Source organism: Neoalteromonas flava (assembly GCF_002807685.1).
GTDB classification, from domain to species: Bacteria; Pseudomonadota; Gammaproteobacteria; order Enterobacterales; family Alteromonadaceae; genus Alteromonas_E; species Alteromonas_E flava.
Window position 1 is genome coordinate 177,157 of sequence record NZ_PEAX01000005.1, and the last position, 19,689, is coordinate 196,845.

The 19,689-nt window shown below is 46.9% G+C and carries 19 protein-coding genes; 7 read left to right on the top strand and 12 right to left on the bottom strand.

Features of this window, described 5'->3' with window-relative positions; all coding sequences use genetic code 11:
- Nucleotides 1-51: 51 nt before the first annotated feature.
- Together CSH92_RS12745 and CSH92_RS12750 are read left to right on the top strand one after the other, a co-directional pair.
- Nucleotides 52-360, top strand: a complete 309-nt coding sequence (locus CSH92_RS12745) for a hypothetical protein (protein WP_100658019.1) — start codon at nt 52-54, stop codon at nt 358-360.
- Between the two features lie 13 nt (nt 361-373).
- On the top strand, nt 374-571 hold the full coding sequence (locus tag CSH92_RS12750) for a DUF2970 domain-containing protein (protein ID WP_100658020.1): 198 nt from the start codon (nt 374-376) through the stop codon (nt 569-571).
- A 16-nt stretch (nt 572-587) separates the two neighbouring features.
- Here CSH92_RS12750 and CSH92_RS12755 read toward each other — a convergent pair whose 3' ends face one another.
- The 9 genes from CSH92_RS12755 to pilM form a co-directional block, all read right to left on the bottom strand.
- The gene (locus CSH92_RS12755; RefSeq protein ID WP_100658021.1) at nt 588-1,409 is read right to left on the bottom strand and encodes a Dam family site-specific DNA-(adenine-N6)-methyltransferase; all 822 of its coding nucleotides are present in this window, start codon (nt 1,407-1,409) and stop codon (nt 588-590) included.
- Nucleotides 1,410-1,482: 73 nt separating this feature from the next.
- Entirely contained in the window at nt 1,483-2,928 is a 1,446-nt protein-coding gene (locus tag CSH92_RS12760; protein WP_124916958.1) for an SPOR domain-containing protein, read from the bottom strand.
- A gap of 63 nt (nt 2,929-2,991) precedes the next feature.
- Nucleotides 2,992-4,062, bottom strand: a complete 1,071-nt coding sequence (aroB, locus tag CSH92_RS12765) for a 3-dehydroquinate synthase (protein WP_100658023.1) — start codon at nt 4,060-4,062, stop codon at nt 2,992-2,994.
- Between the two features lie 18 nt (nt 4,063-4,080).
- Nucleotides 4,081-4,596 (bottom strand): shikimate kinase AroK, encoded by a 516-nt coding sequence (aroK, locus tag CSH92_RS12770; RefSeq protein ID WP_100658024.1) that lies wholly within the window; start codon nt 4,594-4,596, stop codon nt 4,081-4,083.
- 240 nt (nt 4,597-4,836) lie between these two features.
- Entirely contained in the window at nt 4,837-6,609 is a 1,773-nt protein-coding gene (locus tag CSH92_RS12775) for a type IV pilus secretin PilQ (RefSeq protein WP_100658025.1), read from the bottom strand.
- On the bottom strand, nt 6,602-7,150 hold the full coding sequence (locus CSH92_RS12780; RefSeq protein WP_100658026.1) for a pilus assembly protein PilP: 549 nt from the start codon (nt 7,148-7,150) through the stop codon (nt 6,602-6,604). Before CSH92_RS12780 ends, CSH92_RS12775 begins: the two co-directional genes overlap by 8 nt.
- The gene (locus CSH92_RS12785) at nt 7,147-7,773 is read right to left on the bottom strand and encodes a type IV pilus inner membrane component PilO (protein ID WP_100658027.1); all 627 of its coding nucleotides are present in this window, start codon (nt 7,771-7,773) and stop codon (nt 7,147-7,149) included. The genes CSH92_RS12780 and CSH92_RS12785 overlap by 4 nt, the downstream gene beginning before the upstream one ends.
- 1 nt (nt 7,774) lies before the next feature.
- Nucleotides 7,775-8,356 carry a PilN domain-containing protein gene (locus tag CSH92_RS12790; RefSeq protein ID WP_100658028.1) on the bottom strand — a complete coding sequence of 194 codons (582 nt, stop codon included), beginning with the start codon at nt 8,354-8,356 and terminating at the stop codon, nt 7,775-7,777.
- Complete coding sequence (gene pilM, locus CSH92_RS12795) at nt 8,344-9,408, bottom strand: type IV pilus assembly protein PilM (protein WP_100658229.1); 1,065 nt, start codon at nt 9,406-9,408, stop codon at nt 8,344-8,346. Before pilM ends, CSH92_RS12790 begins: the two co-directional genes overlap by 13 nt.
- A gap of 264 nt (nt 9,409-9,672) precedes the next feature.
- Here pilM and CSH92_RS12800 point away from each other — a divergent pair, with 264 nt between their 5' ends.
- From CSH92_RS12800 to CSH92_RS12820, 5 genes are read left to right on the top strand one after another with little or no spacing between them, the layout of a single operon-like run.
- Nucleotides 9,673-12,420, top strand: a complete 2,748-nt coding sequence (locus CSH92_RS12800; RefSeq protein WP_100658029.1) for a penicillin-binding protein 1A — start codon at nt 9,673-9,675, stop codon at nt 12,418-12,420.
- 27 nt (nt 12,421-12,447) lie between these two features.
- Nucleotides 12,448-14,133, top strand: a complete 1,686-nt coding sequence (locus tag CSH92_RS12805; protein WP_100658030.1) for an NAD-dependent malic enzyme — start codon at nt 12,448-12,450, stop codon at nt 14,131-14,133.
- A 9-nt stretch (nt 14,134-14,142) separates the two neighbouring features.
- Nucleotides 14,143-14,898: an MBL fold metallo-hydrolase gene (locus tag CSH92_RS12810; RefSeq protein WP_100658031.1), complete on the top strand. Its 756-nt coding sequence runs from the start codon at nt 14,143-14,145 to the stop codon at nt 14,896-14,898.
- Between the two features lie 53 nt (nt 14,899-14,951).
- Complete coding sequence (locus tag CSH92_RS12815; RefSeq protein ID WP_100658032.1) at nt 14,952-15,335, top strand: PAS domain-containing protein; 384 nt, start codon at nt 14,952-14,954, stop codon at nt 15,333-15,335.
- Nucleotides 15,328-15,726, top strand: coding sequence for a hypothetical protein (locus CSH92_RS12820; RefSeq protein ID WP_124916959.1), 399 nt, complete (start codon nt 15,328-15,330; stop codon nt 15,724-15,726). Before CSH92_RS12815 ends, CSH92_RS12820 begins: the two co-directional genes overlap by 8 nt.
- Before the next feature lie 32 nt (nt 15,727-15,758).
- On the opposite strand, the gene argA is transcribed toward CSH92_RS12820, so the two are convergent.
- The 3 genes from argA to CSH92_RS12835 are packed head-to-tail and all read right to left on the bottom strand — an operon-like array spanning nt 15,759 to nt 19,688.
- Nucleotides 15,759-17,072 carry an amino-acid N-acetyltransferase gene (gene argA / locus CSH92_RS12825; protein ID WP_100658034.1) on the bottom strand — a complete coding sequence of 438 codons (1,314 nt, stop codon included), beginning with the start codon at nt 17,070-17,072 and terminating at the stop codon, nt 15,759-15,761.
- A 2-nt stretch (nt 17,073-17,074) separates the two neighbouring features.
- Nucleotides 17,075-18,469, bottom strand: coding sequence for an argininosuccinate lyase (gene argH / locus CSH92_RS12830; RefSeq protein WP_100658035.1), 1,395 nt, complete (start codon nt 18,467-18,469; stop codon nt 17,075-17,077).
- Nucleotides 18,470-18,473: 4 nt separating this feature from the next.
- Complete coding sequence (locus tag CSH92_RS12835; RefSeq protein ID WP_100658036.1) at nt 18,474-19,688, bottom strand: argininosuccinate synthase; 1,215 nt, start codon at nt 19,686-19,688, stop codon at nt 18,474-18,476.
- Nucleotide 19,689: the final 1 nt, after the last annotated feature.

A 19,689-nucleotide genomic window follows, 5' to 3' on the forward strand; every position in this document is an offset into this window, starting at 1 on the left:
TCCCCAAACCCGGCGTATACTTAAGTCTATGTGAGTTATGGGAGAGCGCGCATGAATTGGAAGTCATGTAGCAAAAAATCATTCGGTGTAGCATTAGGCGTGTTTACGCTTGGTTTTGTGTTAAGTGCTAGCGCGCTAAAGCCGCGGTGGCAAGGTAACTGTGAACAACAATTCGCAGTTGACCTTCAAACGCAACCCACATGTGTAACAAAAACCAATGAGTCTATCGGCTGGTTTGATTGGATCGGCGGCAAATCGCGTTCGTATCAATTTCATTTTTTAGATTTGCTCGAACTTTTATACAGCAACGATTCAGAACACAATGATAGAGTAGGTTCTGGCCCCACAAGTTCGCTTTAAAAGAATAGGCGGTATGACCAAATCCCCCAACCGCCCGACGTTTTGGCAAGTTATTACGAGTGTAATGGCCAGTTTCTTTGGCGTTCAGAGTCAAGCTAATCATCAACGAGATTTTACTCAGACCAGTGTTGTGCCATTTATTGTGGTGGGGATCTTCATGGTGCTCCTGCTGATTGCAGGCCTATTGATGATAGTGGATCTACTACTTTAACCCGCACTCTTACTAACTATCGATAATACAGCGCAAACAATTCTCCAACGGCAATCCGATTATTGGCATTCTGACTAATCGAGCGCTTCACTTTTAACTCAGTGATTGCGGCGTGCTGGTATATATCACGCGTGAATGGTACATCATGATTGCTGATCAGAACGGGGATCTGTCGTTTGAATGCTGCGTGTTTAGCTAGCTTTGCAAGTTCAACCTGCTGATCTAGACTAAAGCCTTTGCTACTGTAATCGGTAAACATTGCTGTAGTGTTGATTGGTACATAGGGGGGGTCGCAGTACATCACTGATCCTTTTCTTGCCCGCCTAAATACCTGATTGAACGATAAGCAAGTAAATGTTGCGCGTTTGGATTTTTCAGCGAATATTTCCAATTCATATTCTGGGAAGTAGGGTTTTACATAACGCCCAAAGGGAACATTAAAGCCCCCGCTACGATTATATCGACACAACCCGTTGTAACCGTGTCGATTCAAATACAAGAATAATAGACAACGCTCGTATGGATCGGTGCTTAGGTTAAACTGCTCGCGTAAGGCGTAATAAGCAGCATCAGTATTATTCTGATCCGTGAACAGCCTACGCGCATCGTTAATAAAGGTTTGCGGTCGGCGCTTGAGCGTCGTATAAAGATTGATCAAGTCGGGATTGATATCGTTAAGATGGTATTTTTCAAAGTCACTATTGAGAAAAACCGAACCCGCACCGACGAAAGGCTCAATGAGTTTTTCTGCTTCAGGTAGCAGATTAACAATACGTTCAGCAAGGCTATACTTGCCGCCAGCCCACTTCAAAAACGCGCGGGTCTTTTTGTTCTTCATTTTTCGCGCAACTACAGGCCGAATTCGTTCTCAAATTGTAACCATCTGCTCATGTTCAAACAAGCTTTACACGTTAATCTACATTGATTTGTTGACGTTTAATTTGCGCTATCGATTTAACAAAAGGCGCACTCACCTGGTTGTAATTGGGCAGTTGACTAATCCCATCGCGTGCTTGAGCAATGGTTGGATACGGTTTATTGGTCACAATGACATACCAAGGATTGCCATTTAGCTGTGCCTGATAAACCCAAGTTAACGCTGACAAATTGTTGTCGACAATGAACTGTTCGGCTAACCCTAGCGTGCTCACTCCGGTCAATTGAATAACAAACCCGTCTGCGAGTCCTTCGGGTAACCATGCGAAAGATTCTTGATCCGGCTGACTTTTAATCGACTGTGACTCCGCATAGACAGATTGATTCTCATCTGTCTTTGAAGGAGGCTCTTGCGCTTGCTGCGCGTTGTTTAACGCGCTTGGGTCAGAGATTTCATCTGCTGGGCCCTGTTCTAGCGTTACTGGTTGTGATTTGGTTGCTACCGCCGGAATTAGAGCAGTGTTCAATGTTTCTTGTGCAACCTTAGATGGCTGTTCGGAATCCATGCTTGCGGTCTCGTTATCACGTTGCCAGCGAGAGACCAACAATTGCTCGGTAACCGAGTCTGCGGGTTCGTTGACTGAGTCTGAATTTATTCCGTCAGCGCTCTGCGGGTTGGCAGATACTGGTTCCATTTCGGATGAGGCACTGACTGGGGTGGGGGCTTCAGTTGCAGAAGACGATTCGACTAATTCGCCCTCAAAACCGAATAGCGCAGCGACTTTATCCGGATATTGCCACCACAGCAAACCGCCGAATATGACGATAAATACAGCGATTGCAAGGAGCGCAAATATCGGACTGCGAGTAAATGCTGGTCTTGATTCGGCTTGTGTAGGAACGTTTGCGCGATCAGCAAGACGGCGTTGGAAGGCCGCACGTTTTTCTGCAATTAGTCGATCTAAATCGCTGGTGGCTCCACTAACAACTTCAGAACTTAGTAATAGCGGGGTCGCTGTATTGGTCGCTGGAAGCCATTGCTGAGCTCGCTCTGCCCAGTCAGTTTCACCAAATAAGACAATATTTAGGTGTTGCTTATTGGCCGCAAAGCGACTTTGCAGCACCAGCTGCCATAACTCACGAAGAAATTCATTCGGCAATTCTTGGGCTTGCATAATCCCAATCAAGACGGGTCCATCATGATGATTTAGAGATTGCAGCAATTCATTTAAAGGACGAATGAAACTACCTGCAACCTGCCCTAATAGCTGTTGGCACAGTTGCCGCCGATATTGGGTAATATCTAATTCTGGATTCGCTGTGATAAAAGCAACATCAGTTTGTTCGTCCTGGGTTGCCAGAAAGCTCTCGAGGGTCTTGCGCTGTGCGGCAATAGTATCACTGCTGACAAAGATCAACTGTGATGAATAGTTCACCATCTGATTTAAACGTTCATGCAGTTCGGAGTACACGGTGTTCACTGTTTTTTCCACTCTCATCAATAAGTGTAGCGAACGTTCAGACTCTTAGCTTAAGATCTTGTTTTATGCTCTGACTAATACTGCTTGCAGGCACTCATCGCTGATCTTATCGGTTACTATGGCGTTCCCAATCGTGGTTGGAATAACAAAGCGTATGCGACTGTCGAGGACCTTTTTGTCATGCCGCATATGCTGCATGTAACTGGCATAACTCATATCCTGCGGTCCCACGACTGGTAAACCAAATGCTTGTAGCAGGTGTTCTACCCGACAAAATTCTGACTCAGAGAACGAAAATTCGCGTCTTGCAACACTACAAGCAAGTATGATACCAGCCGAAACAGCTTCACCGTGTAGCCAATTTCCATAACCTTGTTCGGCTTCAATGGCGTGACCGAATGTATGACCAAGATTGAGCAACGCTCTAATACCGCTTTCTCTCTCGTCTTTGGCAACTATTTCTGCTTTTATCTCACAGCAGCGTCGAATCGCATATTGCAGAGCTTGCGCTTCTTTGTTTTGTAATTCAGCGACATGGCTCTCCAGCCAAGCAAAAAAATCAGCATCATAGATTATGCCGTATTTTATCACTTCGGCCATACCTGCGGCGAATTCACGGTCGGGTAAAGTGGCTAATGTCGTTGTATCAATCAATACGGCTTGTGGCTGGTAAAATGCGCCGATCATATTCTTACCCAAAGGGTGATTGACTGCTGTCTTGCCGCCAACAGAAGAATCAACTTGCGCCAATAATGTCGTGGGAATTTGAATAAACGGCATTCCACGCTGGTAAGTGGCTGCAACAAAACCTGTCAAATCGCCAACTACTCCGCCGCCCAAGGCTATTAGTGTGGTATCCCGACCCGCTTCACACGAGAGTAACTCGGTCATGATAGAGGCGTAGGTATCCAAGGTTTTGTGCTGCTCACCATCTTCAATAATGATGGTATGGAGTAATTGCTCACCGAGGTGTTTTTGAATTATCGATAAATACAGTGGCGCAATCGTCGTATTCGTCACGACGATTGCCTTTTTCTTGATATTGCTAATTAGCGGCTCGTTGGACTGAGAGAGAAGACCCGCTGCAATTATGATTGGGTAGCTACGGTCACCCAAGTCTACCGTTACGCTCATGGGTGAACCTCCGTACGATTACAATCCGATTTTACTGATTATTTGATTGGCCACAGCGCGTGCGCTTTGATCGTCGGTATCGACAACGTAGTCAGCAACTTCTTCATACATCGGATTCCGCTCATCAGCGAGATCGCGCAGAACTTGTTCTGGATTGTCGTTTTGCAATAATGGACGACGCTTATCGCGCTGAGTACGTGCCACCTGCTTATCGATTGTGGTTTGTAAGTAAACCACTATGCCGCGCGCGGATAGGCGATTGCGCACTGCTTTACTGACGACCGAGCCGCCACCCGTTGCAAGTACAATCCCTTGCAGGTCAGTCAAATCGTTGATTACGTTTTCTTCGCGCTTGCGGAAACCTTCTTCACCTTCTAAATCAAATATCCAAGCAATATCAGCACCTGTGCGGCGTTCTATTTCTTGATCCGAATCATAAAATTCAAGGTGGAGTTCATCTGCGAGGTGTCTGCCGATGGTGCTTTTACCTGCGCCCATTGGACCAACTAAAAAGATATTACGTTTTTCAGCCATAGTTTGCTATTTTCACAACTCAATATTGATAATAGGGCAGCGAATTGTTGCTCTGCTGACTACCCGTTCATGCGTGCATTGGGGAAATCGCCCATGTGCACGACTCCTCAGACCTCGTTAAAAATTTCGAGGGCGCGATTATCTCAGTTAAATTAGGCAATATGCAAGCTTCGCGGCGAATTCATTAAAAAAGCCGCAAAAATTGCGGCTCTTTTTTAGTCTAAAAATCGATGCTTAGTGTTAAAGGCTTTCGTTCATTATTTTAGGAGTGACAAAAATCAATAATTCACGTTTCTGGTAAATTGTTGATTTATTTCTAAATAACGCTCCGACGACCGGTAAATCACCGATGAGCGGAACCTTTGTTACATCGTCAGTATTGGTTTGTTGGAAAATACCACCCAGAACGACTGTTTCTCCATTCTCGACCAATACTTGTGTGCTGATTTCCTGTGTATCGATGGCTACCGCTGGACCGGTCGATGTAGATACTGTCTCACCGCGGGTATCTTGAGTTACCACCAAGTCCAAGATAATACGATTATCCGGAGTGATATGCGGCGTTACTTTTAAACTTAATACGGCTTTTTTGAATTCCACTGACGTTGCACCGCTAGAAGTCGCTTGTACGTATGGGATCTCGGTACCTTGCTCAATATATGCTTCTTGTTGATTAGCTACAGTAATGCGCGGGCTTGCAATCACTTCACCTTTATTCTCAGACTCTAGGGCAGACAGTTCTAAGTCCAAGATAGTACCGTCAACCAAACTTGCAATTTGGAAGCCGATGCGTCCTGCTGGGTTAGTAACCGGTAAGTTAACGTTGAGTCTATCCGTAATAGATGGGATCACGCCCCCGGCAATCGAATCGGCACCTTCTATTGAACCAGACACGCCATCATCTCCCTGACGGTCAGAGAAACCCCAACGTACACCCAATTCTTCATCGACATTGTCGCGCACTGTTACCATGCGGCTCTCGATCAATACTTGCTTAACTGGAATGTCGAGCTCTTTAACGACACGACGCGCTTCATCAATAGACTCTTGGGTGTCGCGGATCAGCAGCGTGTTAGTGCGCTCGTCTACGCTAACGACTCCACGGTCACTTAAAATTCCACCACTGCCATTTTTGAGAATTTCTGATAATCCTTCTGCTTTCGCGTAGTTAACGGTAATACTGGCAGATTTTAATGGCGCTAAGCTTTGCACTTGTTGCTGGCTTTGTAGCTCTTGTGTTTCCCGTGCGGTGAGTTCTTCAGCAGGCGCTATTAACAGGATATTGCCCTCTAAACGTTTCCCTAATCCTTTAATCTTCAGGATCATATCTAAGGCCTGATCCCAAGGTACAGCTGATAGGCTGATGGTAACGTTGCCAGTCACTGTATCTGTGGTCACTAAGTTAAATCCATTTACTTGTGCAATGATTTGTAGCACCTGACGTACAGGAACATCTTGGAAGTCCAAAGAAATGGGTTTGCCAGTGTAAGTACTCTCTTGTTCAAGTTCTTCCACCTGAGCAGCGGTTAGCGGAGATACTTCGACGCTAAAGCTACCTTCTTGTTCATTTAAGCGCGCCGTGACTTGGCCAGAATATTCTATAACAACACGAGCATCGGCATCATCTTGGAAGGTTTCAATATGCGTGATGGGGGTGCCAAACTCATTTACTGCAATCTTCACGAATTGATCATCAGCCAGACGGGTCGCGGGTAATGTAACCGTCACTTTGCCCTGAGATTCAATCAGTTGTGAGTTGCTTGGCAATGAATCGAAGGTAATATTGGCGATTCCTTGGCCGTTGGCACCACGTGTAAAGTTAATGCCGGTTAGGGTTGCGCTGTAAACGCTTTGGATTTCGGCGTTTGGATCGAGTAATTCAATATCTTGAGCCCATGCTTTTGCGCCCACACTGCTTGCAGCAGCAAACACTGCCAATGACATTGCCATCCATAGGTACTTGCGACCGCGGTTTTGATTTAATTTCTTGTTAAAGATAAAACGCTCAGACATTATCGTTCTCTCCTGCCAATGACGCCATAGTCAATTCAGTTTCTTTTCGCTGCCAACAGCCAGCGCCATCTGGAAGTAATTCAGTAATTGTCACTGATTGATTTGAAATCACAGTAATCTCACCGTGAAACAAACCTAAATGATTACCATAGGAAGCTTTGTGTAACGCTCCATCATTGGTTTTAAATAAGACCCACTTTTTATTATTGGCATTAAAAATTCCGGACATGGTTATAGCATCGATTCCATAATTCTCAAGTGCTTCTTTCTTGCGGCCAAAATCGGGTTGCAAACAGTTTGCTTTAGCCACCTCTGCGGCTGGCTGTTCAATTGTGCGAGGACGCACAAATGGACTGCGTAACTGATTAGCAGAATAATCAAACGGTGGTTGTACTTCAAACTCAGGATAGGGCTCAATGCGTACCTGGGTATTCGCTTTAACCTGCTGTGTATACGCCTGTAAGTCACTAATGTCAGCTGTACAGCCCGTTAAACCCAGTACAACGGCGGTAAGACAGAGAGTTAAATTGCTACGCTTCATTGCGCACCTCCCGTTGCAGCCCCAGCATTGGGTGACGAGGTTAATGCAGTACGATAGGTCTTCGCTTGCATTTGTAACTTAAGGCCATCAGATTCACTGATAATCTCAAAATCATGCAAAGTTACGATTCGCGGTAGACCGGCGATTGAGGACACAAAATCACCGAACTCGTGATAGTTGCCTTTAACTTCTAGTTCAATCGGAAGTTCTGTATAAAACTCTTTCGGAACTTCATTCTGCCAATTAAGCAAACGGAAAGTGAGTCCTGCGCTAGTGCCCACATAAGTAATATCATCCAATAATCCAGGCGTTTCATTGCTGGTCGGCAATGAACGTAACATTGAGCTGAAGTCTGCTTCGATGCGCGCTAGCTGTTCTTGGTAGGCCTCTAGATTGACCGCGATACGATATTTCGCCTCAAACTCACGTTTTAGCTCGACCTCTTTTAATTCGGCCTGCTCCAATTGCGGGAGTTTACTACTCACAATTAGGTTGTAACTTAAAATACCGACCACAATCGCGAGAACAAGGGCGACGACAGTTTTGATTTCGAACGGCCATACGGCGACATTTTCGAAATCCAATTCGTTCATTTCTTTTAATTTGGCAAAATCAAACTGCATGTTATTTGCCCTCCGACGTCGCAACTTGTAGCTGTGGTGCTACTCGCGGACTGATAGAAAATGTCAATTTAAATTCGCTGACCGCATCGGTTGATGAGGTATCCGCGACAATAGAGGACAGCACGCCATTTGAGAACACCTCTGAGGTTTCCAAGCGACGCATAAAATCGGATAAACGGTTGTTGCTGTCGCTGATACCATCGATATCAATTCGGTTACCCGTGCGGGTCATCGTTCTGAACGCAACGCCCGGTGGCACAATACGCGCTAATTCATCGAATACACGCGGAGCGATGTTACGACTGGTTTGTAGTTGCTCAATGAGTGCCATGCGCTGTTCAATTGCGAGTTTAGCTTCTTTGATCGTTTTAATTTTGTCAATTTGGGTATCTAAAATCCCAATTTGGGTACGTAAAAAATCATTCCGCGCATTTTGGTGACTAATTTTTTGGTCGATAAATGCACCAACAAACCAAAACACTAAGCCAACAAAAACCGCAGTAACAAATAACGCACCTAAGTATTGTTGCTTTTGGGCCTGACGCTGTTTTTCACGCCAAGGGAGTAAATTTATATGTGCCATGGATTAAAACTCCTACTGGCTAACCCAGCCGCAATAACCATTTGTGGTCCGATAGCCAGCGCTTTCTCCACGTCGATATGCTTAGCAAACTGCATGTTACTGAATGGGTTAAACACCTCAACCGCTACACCTAAATCCTGCTCTAGCAACGTCGCTAACTCAGTAATAACCGCACCTCCGCCACTAAGTAGCAGCTTTTCCGGTCGATTAGCGTGAGCTGCACTGATATACATTTGCATGGCACGGTTGATATGTTGTTGCAGACTAGATGCAAAAATTGGCAGTATTTCTTGCTTCCAAGTTTCCGGTAATTCACCGTTAAGCAATTGGTTTTGCGCGTCATCACGCTCGAGCATCATCGAGGCACAGATATCCTGTAAAAGTGCATCGGTACCAAAGTTATGTTCTTTGCTGTATTCAACGTTACCGTTTTTGGTCACAGAGACTTGTAATAGAGAAGCTCCGATATTAATGCATACAGTCGACTGCTCGTCAGCACCGTGAAACGCAGTCACTGCGTTAGCCATTGCATAGCCTTCGATATCAATGATTTTAGGCTCAAATGGAATTTCGCGGATAAGGGTCACACGAGCGTCGACGATATCTTTGTGCGCCGCACTAAGTAAGACGTTGACTTGATCCATATGGGTTTTACTTGGCCCCAACTCTTCAAAGTCTAAGTAAACTTCCTCAAGTGGATAGGGGATCAAGCTATCTGCTTCAATCTCAATTTGGCCTTCCAGTTGATAGTCCGTTTGGTCAGGTTGCATTTGTACAACTTTGGTCAGGACTGAAGGGCCAGCGACTGCAATAGCCACGTCTTTGACCTTTTTCTTTTTAAGCCCAAGCTTTACTTTTTTGAGGCACTGGCTAACCACATCAAAGTCTTTCAGCTCACGCTCAGCAAACGCATTCCCATTAATGGGTTCACACGCTAGCGCAGCAACGGTGTACGTGTCGCCTGTTTTTTCTAACAGGACGGCTTTAATGAAGCGAGTGCCTATATCCAGCCCTATTATGGGTTGAGCGCTTCTGTTGAACAGAGATTTCATTAAATCGTTATTCCGCATCATTGGCGTTTTCATGGCTATAAATCCGAGAAAGCCATCATACGCCGTTATTTTCAATAATATGGTTCTATTATCGACACTTACGTATAATCCTAGACAAGTAATTGTCGAATTGACCGATAAACCTCATACTAACAAACAGCAAAAAAACCGCTGTGATGGTTAAATGTTCAACAGCGATTTTATTCTTGTGATTAGTTATAATATAAGCCATTTCCTCGATTTTGCCTCGGAATCTGAAATTTTGTGAAGTACATCAAACCGTTATTCATCACCTTTATCGTTGGGTCCATCATCGGATTTGCAGGACTTGTAGGTATTTATTTTTATATCAAACCTGAACTGCCCAGCGTAGATGTACTAAAGGAGGTAAAGCTACAAACCCCCATGCGGATCTATACCCATGATGGCAAACTCATCTCCCAATACGGCGTCAAGCGCCGTATACCACTGGCGCTGGAGGAAGTTCCAGAGCAGCTAAAACAGGCCTTGTTAGCGACTGAAGATAGCCGTTTTTATCAACATATTGGGATCGACCCTATTGGCGTTTTCCGAGCAGCGCTTAACCTGGTTTTAACTGGCGAAAAGAGTCAGGGGGCTTCCACCTTAACTATGCAGTTGGCGAGAAATTTCTTTCTTACGCGGGAAAAAACCTATATTCGCAAGATAAAAGAAATCTTTATTGCACTGCATATGGAGCAAGTATTAAGTAAAGACGAAATACTTGAGTTGTACCTGAATAAAGTGGAGTTGGGGCACCGTTCCTTCGGCGTGGGCGCAGCAGCACAAGTTTATTATGGGAAGTCGGTTAACGAGCTTAGTTTGGCGGAAATCGCCACTATCGCTGGATTACCGCAGGCACCTTCGGTACTTAACCCAATCAGTCGTCCCGATCGCTCAATCGAGCGGCGGCGCATCGTGTTATTACGGATGCTTGACGAGGGATTTATCACGCAAGAGCAGTTCGAGCAGGCCAATTCAGCCCCCGTCACTGCGCGCAAACACGGCGCCGAAATAGAAGTGGATGCGCCCTATTTAGCGGATGTTATCTACAACGAAATGATTAGCATCTATGGTAAAGAAGAAGCGGAAACCGGAGGCTATCAGGTTTTTGCCACAACTCCATCACACCTCCAGTTAGCAGCACAAGAGGCCGTGATACGCAACATCCATGATTATGATGAACGGCACGGTTACCGGGGGCCTATCGGGCAGCTCTGGCAGTCAGAACCGGAACCACCGGGTGACTCGGAGTCCGTTGCAATAGCAGACTTAGCGCCTGAGGAACCACTGGAAGAAACTTCATTAGACATCGTTGACGAGCAAATGCTGGATGAGGTTATTGAGCAAACGCCTGCAGCTATTCAATTACCCGTCAGTGAGAACGTTATTCTTGAACATTTACTGAATATCAATTGGGTTGACCCTCTACGCCCAGCGGTTGTAGTTGAGGTTGGCGAATCTAGTGTTAGAGTTTTATCGGTTTCAGAAGAGCGAGAATTGAAATCGCTGCGTATCGACTGGCCAGGTATCGCATGGGCACGCGAATATATTAGTGATTCCAAACAAGGTGCTGATCCTCAAGTGGCTGCTGATGTGCTATCTCCAGGCGAAGTCGTTTGGGTAAGAGAGCAGGACAATGCTTGGCGATTATCGCAAATACCTGATGTTAGTTCTGCGTTCGTGGCGCTTGATCCATACAATGGTGCTGTCATGGCCGTTGTGGGTGGTTATAATTTTTATCAAAGTCAGTTTAACCGTGCGACTCAAGCAAAGCGTCAGGTCGGTTCAAACATAAAGCCATTCGTTTACTCTGCGGCTATTGAAAGTGGTTACACGCTGGCGAGCATTATCAACGATGCGCCGATAAATCAATGGGACGCGAGCAGCGGAATTGCTTGGCGCCCACAGAATTCACCCGCTGAGTACGATGGCCCTGTGCGCATGCGCTATGCATTGGGTCGCTCTAAGAACGTAGTGTCGGTGCGCTTGTTGCGCGGTGTAGGACTGGACGAAACCGTTCAGTACTTAACTCGTTTTGGCTTTGAACGTGAAGAAATTCCGCGTGATGAAACCGTCTCGTTAGGTTCCGGTTCGCACACTCCGCTCGAGGTCGCCAGGGGATTTGCGACATTTGCTAATGGCGGGTTTTTGGTGCAGCCATACTTTATTTCCCACATTACTAATGAGCTAGGCGAAGAAATCTGGCGAGCTAATCCTCCGCTAGCCTGCGATCCATGTGAACAAGAGGTGACAGATCTCAACGCAAAAGAGGTAGACAGCGATGACATCGAGGCGCTGTTGGCTGAGCAATTTGCCTCTATTGGGAATGACTTGAGTACTGCAGAAACGACCGAACAGAATGCCCCGCCACTGCTCAAAGCTGAACGCGTGGTTTCTGAGCACAATGCGTTTTTAACCCGAGAAATGATGCGCACAGCCGTGCGAGCCAATGGTAGTTGGTCGCATAACACCTATTGGTTAGGGACTGGTTGGCGCGCAAGAAACATTCTGCAACGCACAGATATCGGTGGTAAAACGGGAACTACCAATGATTCTCGAGACACTTGGTTCAGCGGTTTTGCTCCGGGTTTGGTAGCAACGTCTTGGGTTGGTTTTGACGATATGAGTCGTCAATTGGGCCGCGTCACGCGCAATCAGAATTTGGTCAACATGAACCCGGAAAAGTATAACTGGATTGGTAACGGTCTAGTGGGTGTAGAAGATGGTGCAAAGGCCGCTCAACCTGCTTGGATCCGTTTCATGCAACAGGTTTTAGCTGATCTTGAGGAGCAACCGACGGCGATTCCGGATGGGATATTACGAGTCAGAGTAGACCGTTCGACTGGTCTGCTGACATCTCGAACTGATCACACCACTTTATTTGAGTATTTCATTCCGGGCACAGAGCCGACACAATATGTACTTGATGAGGATATTGTCGATCCGGCAACTGAACAGACTACAGCGCCAGAAAATGATGAGATTTTCTAGCTTTACATTATTAACTAGAGACTGCAAATGGCTAAAAACAATCACCTATATATCCCGCATGCAGGTCCCGCTTTATTAGAGACCCCGTTATTGAATAAAGGGAGCGCATTTAGCTCGGAGGAGCGTGTAACCTTTAACCTGACGGGACTGTTACCGCCACGTTACGAAACTATTGAAGAGCAGGTAGAGCGTGCATACATGCAATACCGCAGCTTTGAAAACCCACTCAATAAACATATTTATTTACGCTCGATCCAAGATACTAACGAAACGTTATTTTACAACCTGATCCAGCAACATATCGATGAGATGATGCCAATCATCTATACCCCAACCGTGGGTGACGCGTGCGAACAGTTTTCCGACATTTACCGCTCGTCACGTGGGTTGTTTATTGCTTACAGCGAGCGTCATCAAATCGATGATATTTTGCGTAACGCAACTAAGCGTAAAGTAAAAGTGATTGTCGTGACCGATGGAGAGCGGATTCTAGGTCTTGGCGACCAGGGGATTGGTGGCATGGGAATTCCGATTGGTAAGCTATCACTATATACCGCCTGTGGTGGGATTAGCCCAGCTTACACGCTGCCAGTTATGCTTGATGTGGGCACCAATAACCAGAAATTATTGGATGATCCAATGTACATGGGCTCGCGTCACCCACGTATCGGACAGGCTGAATATGATGAGTTTGTAGAGCTATTTATTGCTGCGGTCAAACGCCGTTGGCCAGAGGCTATGCTGCAGTTTGAAGACTTTGCTCAACCGAATGCAATGCCGCTGTTAACGCGTTACCGCGACAAGGTGTGTTGTTTTAACGATGATATTCAAGGCACTGCTGCGGTCACTTTAGGAACAATTTTGGCCGCGTGTCGGGTCAAACAGGCAAAGCTATCAGAGATGAAAGTGGTGTTTGTCGGGGCCGGATCTGCCGGTTGCGGGATTGCGGAAATGCTCATTCAACAAATGGTTAGCGAGGGGATAAGCGACGCGCAGGCAAGGCAACAAATTTTCATGGTCGACCGTTTTGGTCTACTAACTGAAGGAATGCAGGGTTTACGGGATTTTCAAGCTCGTTTGCAGCAATCTACCGAACAGCTTGCTGACTGGAGTTACAGCGGCGATTATGCAAGTTTATTGGATGTTGTTAACTGTGCGAAACCTGATGTGTTGATTGGTGTGTCGGGTCAGCCAGGTTTGTTTACTGAGCAAGTTATTCGCGCTATGGCTAAACATTGTCCACAACCGATAATCTTTCCATTGAGCAATCCTTCAAGGCAGGTTGAGGCGCGTCCTGAGCAAGTCGTCGAGTGGACTGAAGGAAACGTAATTATCGCGACAGGTAGCCCATTTAAGCCGGTTGAGTATGCAGGTAAATTATTCCCAATAGCGCAGTGCAACAATAGTTATATCTTCCCAGGTATTGGCCTTGGCGTTATCGCCAGTAAAGCTAAATTGATCAGCGACGAAATGCTAATGGCGACCAGTAACGCCCTAGCCGATGCGTCTCCTTTAGCGCTTGGTCAAGGGAATGAACTGCTTCCGCCACTGACGACAATCGCAGAGTTGAGTAAAAAGATCGCCTTTGCAGTCGCCAAAGTCGCTGTTGAGCAGGGATTAGCGCTAGAACAATCCGATGAAATGTTGCACGCTGCGATAGAGCGCAACTTCTGGCAAGCTCAGTACCGTCCATATAAACGGGTCAGTATTTAGCTTTAAGCCATGCACATACACAAACTCAAAGGTTATATTCAGAATATCTATCTGGTTGAGTATGCTCATGGCTTGCTATTACTTGATGGTTGTAGCCAAGCCGACGTTCGGCGCGTCACTGAATTTATCGAGCAGAAGTTACAGCGTCCGGTGTCCGATCTTATTGCATTAGTAGTTACCCATATGCATCCGGATCATGCGGGTGGGGCGCATAAGCTCAGAGAGCTCACGGGGTGTCGTATTTTCGCGCACCCCAAAGCAGCACGTTGGTACACGGGATTGGGCGGTCGTCTAGCTCACATAATTGATATAGGGTTAGCGCTTTGGGTTGCCGGACGACTCGGTAAACCGCGCAAGAGTATTTGGTACTCTGCCGTGTTACGTCCCGATGAACTTGTCAAAGACTATCAGTCAATCCCGGGTTTTCCAGAATGGCAGGTATTACATACGCCGGGGCATACGGATCATGATTTATCTCTGTTGCACACGCCGTCACAGCAAGTCTATATTGCTGACCTAATCGTTAGGGTTAAAAATCGATATGTCCCACCTTACCCAGTGTGCCACCCAAATCAATACAAGCGTTCATTGGAGCGGATTGCCGCTTTAAAAAACGCAACGCTATACTTTGCGCATGCGGCTCCAGCACAGTTGTCAGATAACGAAATACAGAATGTTTTTGCGTTAGCACCGCATGAACCCAAAAATCATTGGCGTTCAACAAAATCGCGAATTTATCGTGTCTTACGCTTACCCCTCGCATAACGATGCATGCTGCGCTATCCTGCAGAAATGAGAGTGCTAGCTAGAGGGCGATAATGGCTGATTTCACGACCAGTATTGTAAAAGTAATACCTACCCCAGTATTAATAGCTAACGCGGTTGGCGATGATTTAAATCATCGATGTGTCTATGTAAATCCAGCGTTTGAGTCGCTCTTTGGCTGGACGCTCGAAGATATTCCGGACAAACAAGCATGGTGGTTCAATGCCTACCCGGATCCTGAGTATCAGATTGTTGTTGAGCGGCAGTGGGAACTGGCATTGGAAACCATGCATTTAAGTAAGGAAGAGCATGTGATGATGAAAGTCAATATTATGACAAAATCCCAAAAAACCGTGCGCTGTAAAGTGTTCGCTGAGAAATTGGGGGCCAGTTTCCCTGATCATTATTGTGTTGCATTTGTGCCCGAGCATGAGTAGTCCATCCTATTCCATCAAACGGACGCCGCGCATGATATACGTGCGCTTGAGTGGCCAATGGACGACGGCTATTGACTTGGCATATTTATCAGAGTTAATTGAAAACATACGTGCCATGCGCGGTCAGACATGGGGCTTGATTGCCGATCTACGCCAGTGGTTCGTTGCGCCAGAGATTGCAGGGAAAAACAGCGGTTACGTGATTGATATTCAACGCCGCAATCAGGTAGCTGAAGCTTGGATTGTTAATCATCCCGAACAAGGTCAGCATCTCGAAGACTTTTTTAACGAGTACAACTTTGCCCCTGAACGCGTGCAGACCGAAGACGAACTGGAGCAATGGGCACAAAAGCATCAATTGCCGCTCGATAAAACCTTTTACGCAGGATAAGCGTTAAATAAAAAGGCCGAATAAACGGGCCACTAACTGATCACTAGTTCAAACACCTTAGAGTTGCGTTGAAAGTTATACAGCTCTTTCTTTTGTGCCGGCAAATTATCTAAGTCGGCTGGTTTAAAGCCCTGCTCTAAAAACCAATGCGCGGTGACTGTGGTTAACACAAATAAGCGCTCAATACCTTGTAACTTAGCGAATTTAATCACTTCTTCCAGTAAGCGTTCGCCGCGATTCTTACCGCGATATTCATGATGGGTTGCAACACATGCTAACTCGGCACAAGCATCATCGGGGTACACGTATATCGCGGCACAGCCAATGATCATGCCATCGCGCTCAATCACACTGAAGTGTTCTATCTCACTTTCCAAGCGTTCGCGCGACCGTTTAACTAAAACACCGCTTTCTTCCAAAGGTTTGATTAAACGTAAGATGCCGCCAACATCTTCAATAGTTGCACGGCGCAGCTGTTCATAGTGGTTACGCAAAACGAGGGAGCCTGTGCCATCGCGGGTAAAGAGTTCTTCGAGTAGTGCGCCGTCTTTCTCATAACTGATGCAGTGGGCGCGCGGTACATCTTGCGACACGCTTGTAGTCAGTGCACGCAACACGCTGGCTTCGGTTTCAATCTGTTCGGCGCTGATCATTTGGCGCAGTTGCTCAAGCTCCAAGGTACGCAATAATTTCCCTTCTTTGTCGACTACGCCTGACCAATGGGAGAACACTATCAGCTTGTCTGCCTTCAAAGCTATCGCGGCTTGTGTGGCAACATCTTCATGGGACAAATTAAACACTTCGCCGGTGGGGGAGTATCCCATGGGAGATAACAAAACAATCGAACCATCGTTGAGGTGATCGTTAATGCCGTCAACGTCAATACGCCGCACTAATCCGGTATTTTCAAAATCAATGCCGTCACGCACACCCATGGGTTTGGCAACCACTAAGTTGCCGGAGCAAACACGGATCTGCGCGCCGTGCATAGGTGAGTTGGGTAACCCCATGGTTAATAACGCTTCAATGTGCGAACGCACCGAGCCAGCAGCATCCTTTACGCACTCAAGGGTCGCTTTATCAGTAACCCGTGTGTCGAATTCAAAGCGCCCATCCATGCCACGCAATGCCACACGTTGATCGATTTGAGGGCGCGCGCCATGGACCAATACAAGGCGAATCCCCAGACTGGATAGCAATCCGATATCATGAATGATATTGGCGAAATTATCATGCTCAATTGCTTCGCCCCCAAACATCAATACAAAGGTTTTACCGCGGTGTGCATTGATGTAGGGCGCAGAGCTACGAAATAAACGAACACTGTCTTTATCACTGATGGCCATGTTTATTTCTCAGCATCTAACTGTTCATCTAACCAAGCATGTGCGGCGAACAACGCATCGTTAACCGGTACAGTGCCAGTACCACCCAGAATGCTACGTTTATCCACTAGGTAGTCGAGCATTAATACTGGGTATACATCCTCTTCAATTTCGCAAGCAATGGTTTTTAATTGAGTAAGCGCTAAGTCCTCAATCGCACATTTTTGTTCAATCGCGAGTAATACCGCCTTGCCCGCCAGATCATGCGCCGTACGGAAGGGGATCCCTTTATCAACCAAATAGTCTGCAAGCTCGGTCGCATTGGCAAACCCTTGCTGCGCGGCCTTGCGGCAGCGTTCCTCGTTTAAGCTCAAGCCATTGAGTACTTCAACGCCAATGGACAAACAGATATGCCATTGTTTAACGGCATCCATGGCACCTTCTTTGTCTTCCTGCATATCTTTGTTGTAGGCTAAAGGGAGCCCTTTCATTGTGACTAAAAGCCCTTGCAAATGCCCGAACACGCGGCCACATTTACCTCGCATCAACTCTAAGGCATCTGGATTCTTCTTTTGTGGCATCAATGATGAACCTGAGGTCACATCGTCTGACAATTGAGTGAATCCAGCTTCGCCAGAATTGTAAAAAATGAGATCTTCCGCCATTCGACTCAAATGCATCATGCTGGTGGAGGCACAAAACAGTAATTCCAATACGAAGTCGCGATCAGACACAGCGTCAAGACTGTTCAGACAAGGACTGCTGAATCCTAGTTCGTCAGCAATCGCCTGACGGTCGACGGGGTAGGTTGTACCGGCGAGGGCGCCGCAACCCAACGGCGATTGATTCAATCGCTCTTGGGCATCTTGTAAGCGGCTAAGATCGCGCTTAAGCATTTCTACATAGGCTAAGCACCAATGGGGGAAGCGCACGGGTTGCGCGCGCTGGAGGTGCGTATAACCAGGTAAAATAACCGCTTGATTACGCCCAGCACAATGCAACAACGCTTGGATCAAGTGCAATATATCCTGACTCAGTGCTGTGATATGGCTCCGACACCAAAGGCGGAAATCGGTGGCCACCTGGTCGTTGCGGCTACGTCCGGTGTGAAGTTTTTTACCAATATCTCCGACCCGCTCAATAAGCGCGGATTCGATGAAACTGTGAATATCTTCTTCCTGACTCGTGGCAAATTCCAATTTGCCTTGTTCGGCTTCCTCCAGTAGCTCCTGTAGCGCAGCGATTAACAATTTATGTTCGTCGGCGCTAAGCACTCCGGCTTTATGAATCGCATTGGCCCAAGCCATAGAGCCGGTAATATCCTCGCTTACCATCACTTGATCAAACGGCAAACTGTCATTGACTTGTTTGAACATTTGGCTTGCTTGGCCCGTAAAACGGCCTCCCCATAGTGCCATTGCGTTAGTCCTTCTGCGCTTGGTTTTTCAATGCCTTGATCCGGCTGGACAAGCTGAATAAACGAATAAAGCCCTCAGCGTGACTTTGGTCATACACGGTATCTGCACCAAAGGTTGCAAAATCCTCAGAATACAAGCTGTTGGGTGAGCGCCGCTGCACGACTGTCGCTTGACCTTTGTAGAGTTTCACAACGATGTCGCCAGTGACTTGTTGAGCAAAGCTTTGTGCCCCTGCTAAAAGTGCATCATTGAGCGCGGTAAACCAACGCCCGTCATACATGACGTGGGAAAATTCCAAGCCGATTTGCTCGCGGTACTTGAGCGCGGCCTTATCGAGCACAAGTGTTTCCAATGCTTTGTAGGCTTTAAGTAAAACCGTGCCTCCAGGAGTTTCATAGCAACCGCGGGACTTCATGCCGACTAAACGGTTCTCAACAATATCAATGCGCCCAACGCCATGCGGAGCGGCAATTTCATTTAACTTCACCAGCGCTTGATAAGGCGATAATGCTTCGCCATCGACTTTAGTCAAACGACCCTGCTCAAAACTCAGCGTCACTCGCCCCGGCTCATCGGGCGCTTGTTCGGGAGCGGTCGTGAGAGTCCATACTTGGTCACTGGGCTCACACCAAGGATCTTCTAATTCACCACCTTCATGCGAAATATGCCAAGCATTGGCATCGCGACTATAAATCTTGGTCGCCGACGCTGACGTTTTAATGTCACGCTCTGCCAAGTAGGCCAATAAATCTTCTCGCGATACCATGTCCCACTCGCGCCAGGGTGCGATGACGGTTAAATCAGGCGCCAGTGCGGCAAAGGTACTTTCAAAGCGCACTTGATCATTCCCTTTGCCTGTGCAGCCATGACACAGCGCGTCGGCACCGACCTTGCGGGCAATTTCGACTTGGGCTTTAGCGATGACTGGGCGCGCCATCGATGTGCCCAATAGGTATTCGCCTTCGTATACGGCGCCGGTCGTTATCGTGGGGAAGATAAAATCACTGACAAATTCTTCCTTTAAATCGACGATATAGCATTCGCTAGCGCCGGACGCGATTGCCTTAGCATGTAAGCCTTCCAATTCTTCATCGCCTTGCCCCACGTCTGCGGCGAATGCGACCACTTCGCAGGCATAGTTCTCACGCAGCCACGGAATAATCGCTGAAGTATCTAAACCGCCGGAGTAAGCCAATACCACTTTTTTGATTGCGCTCATG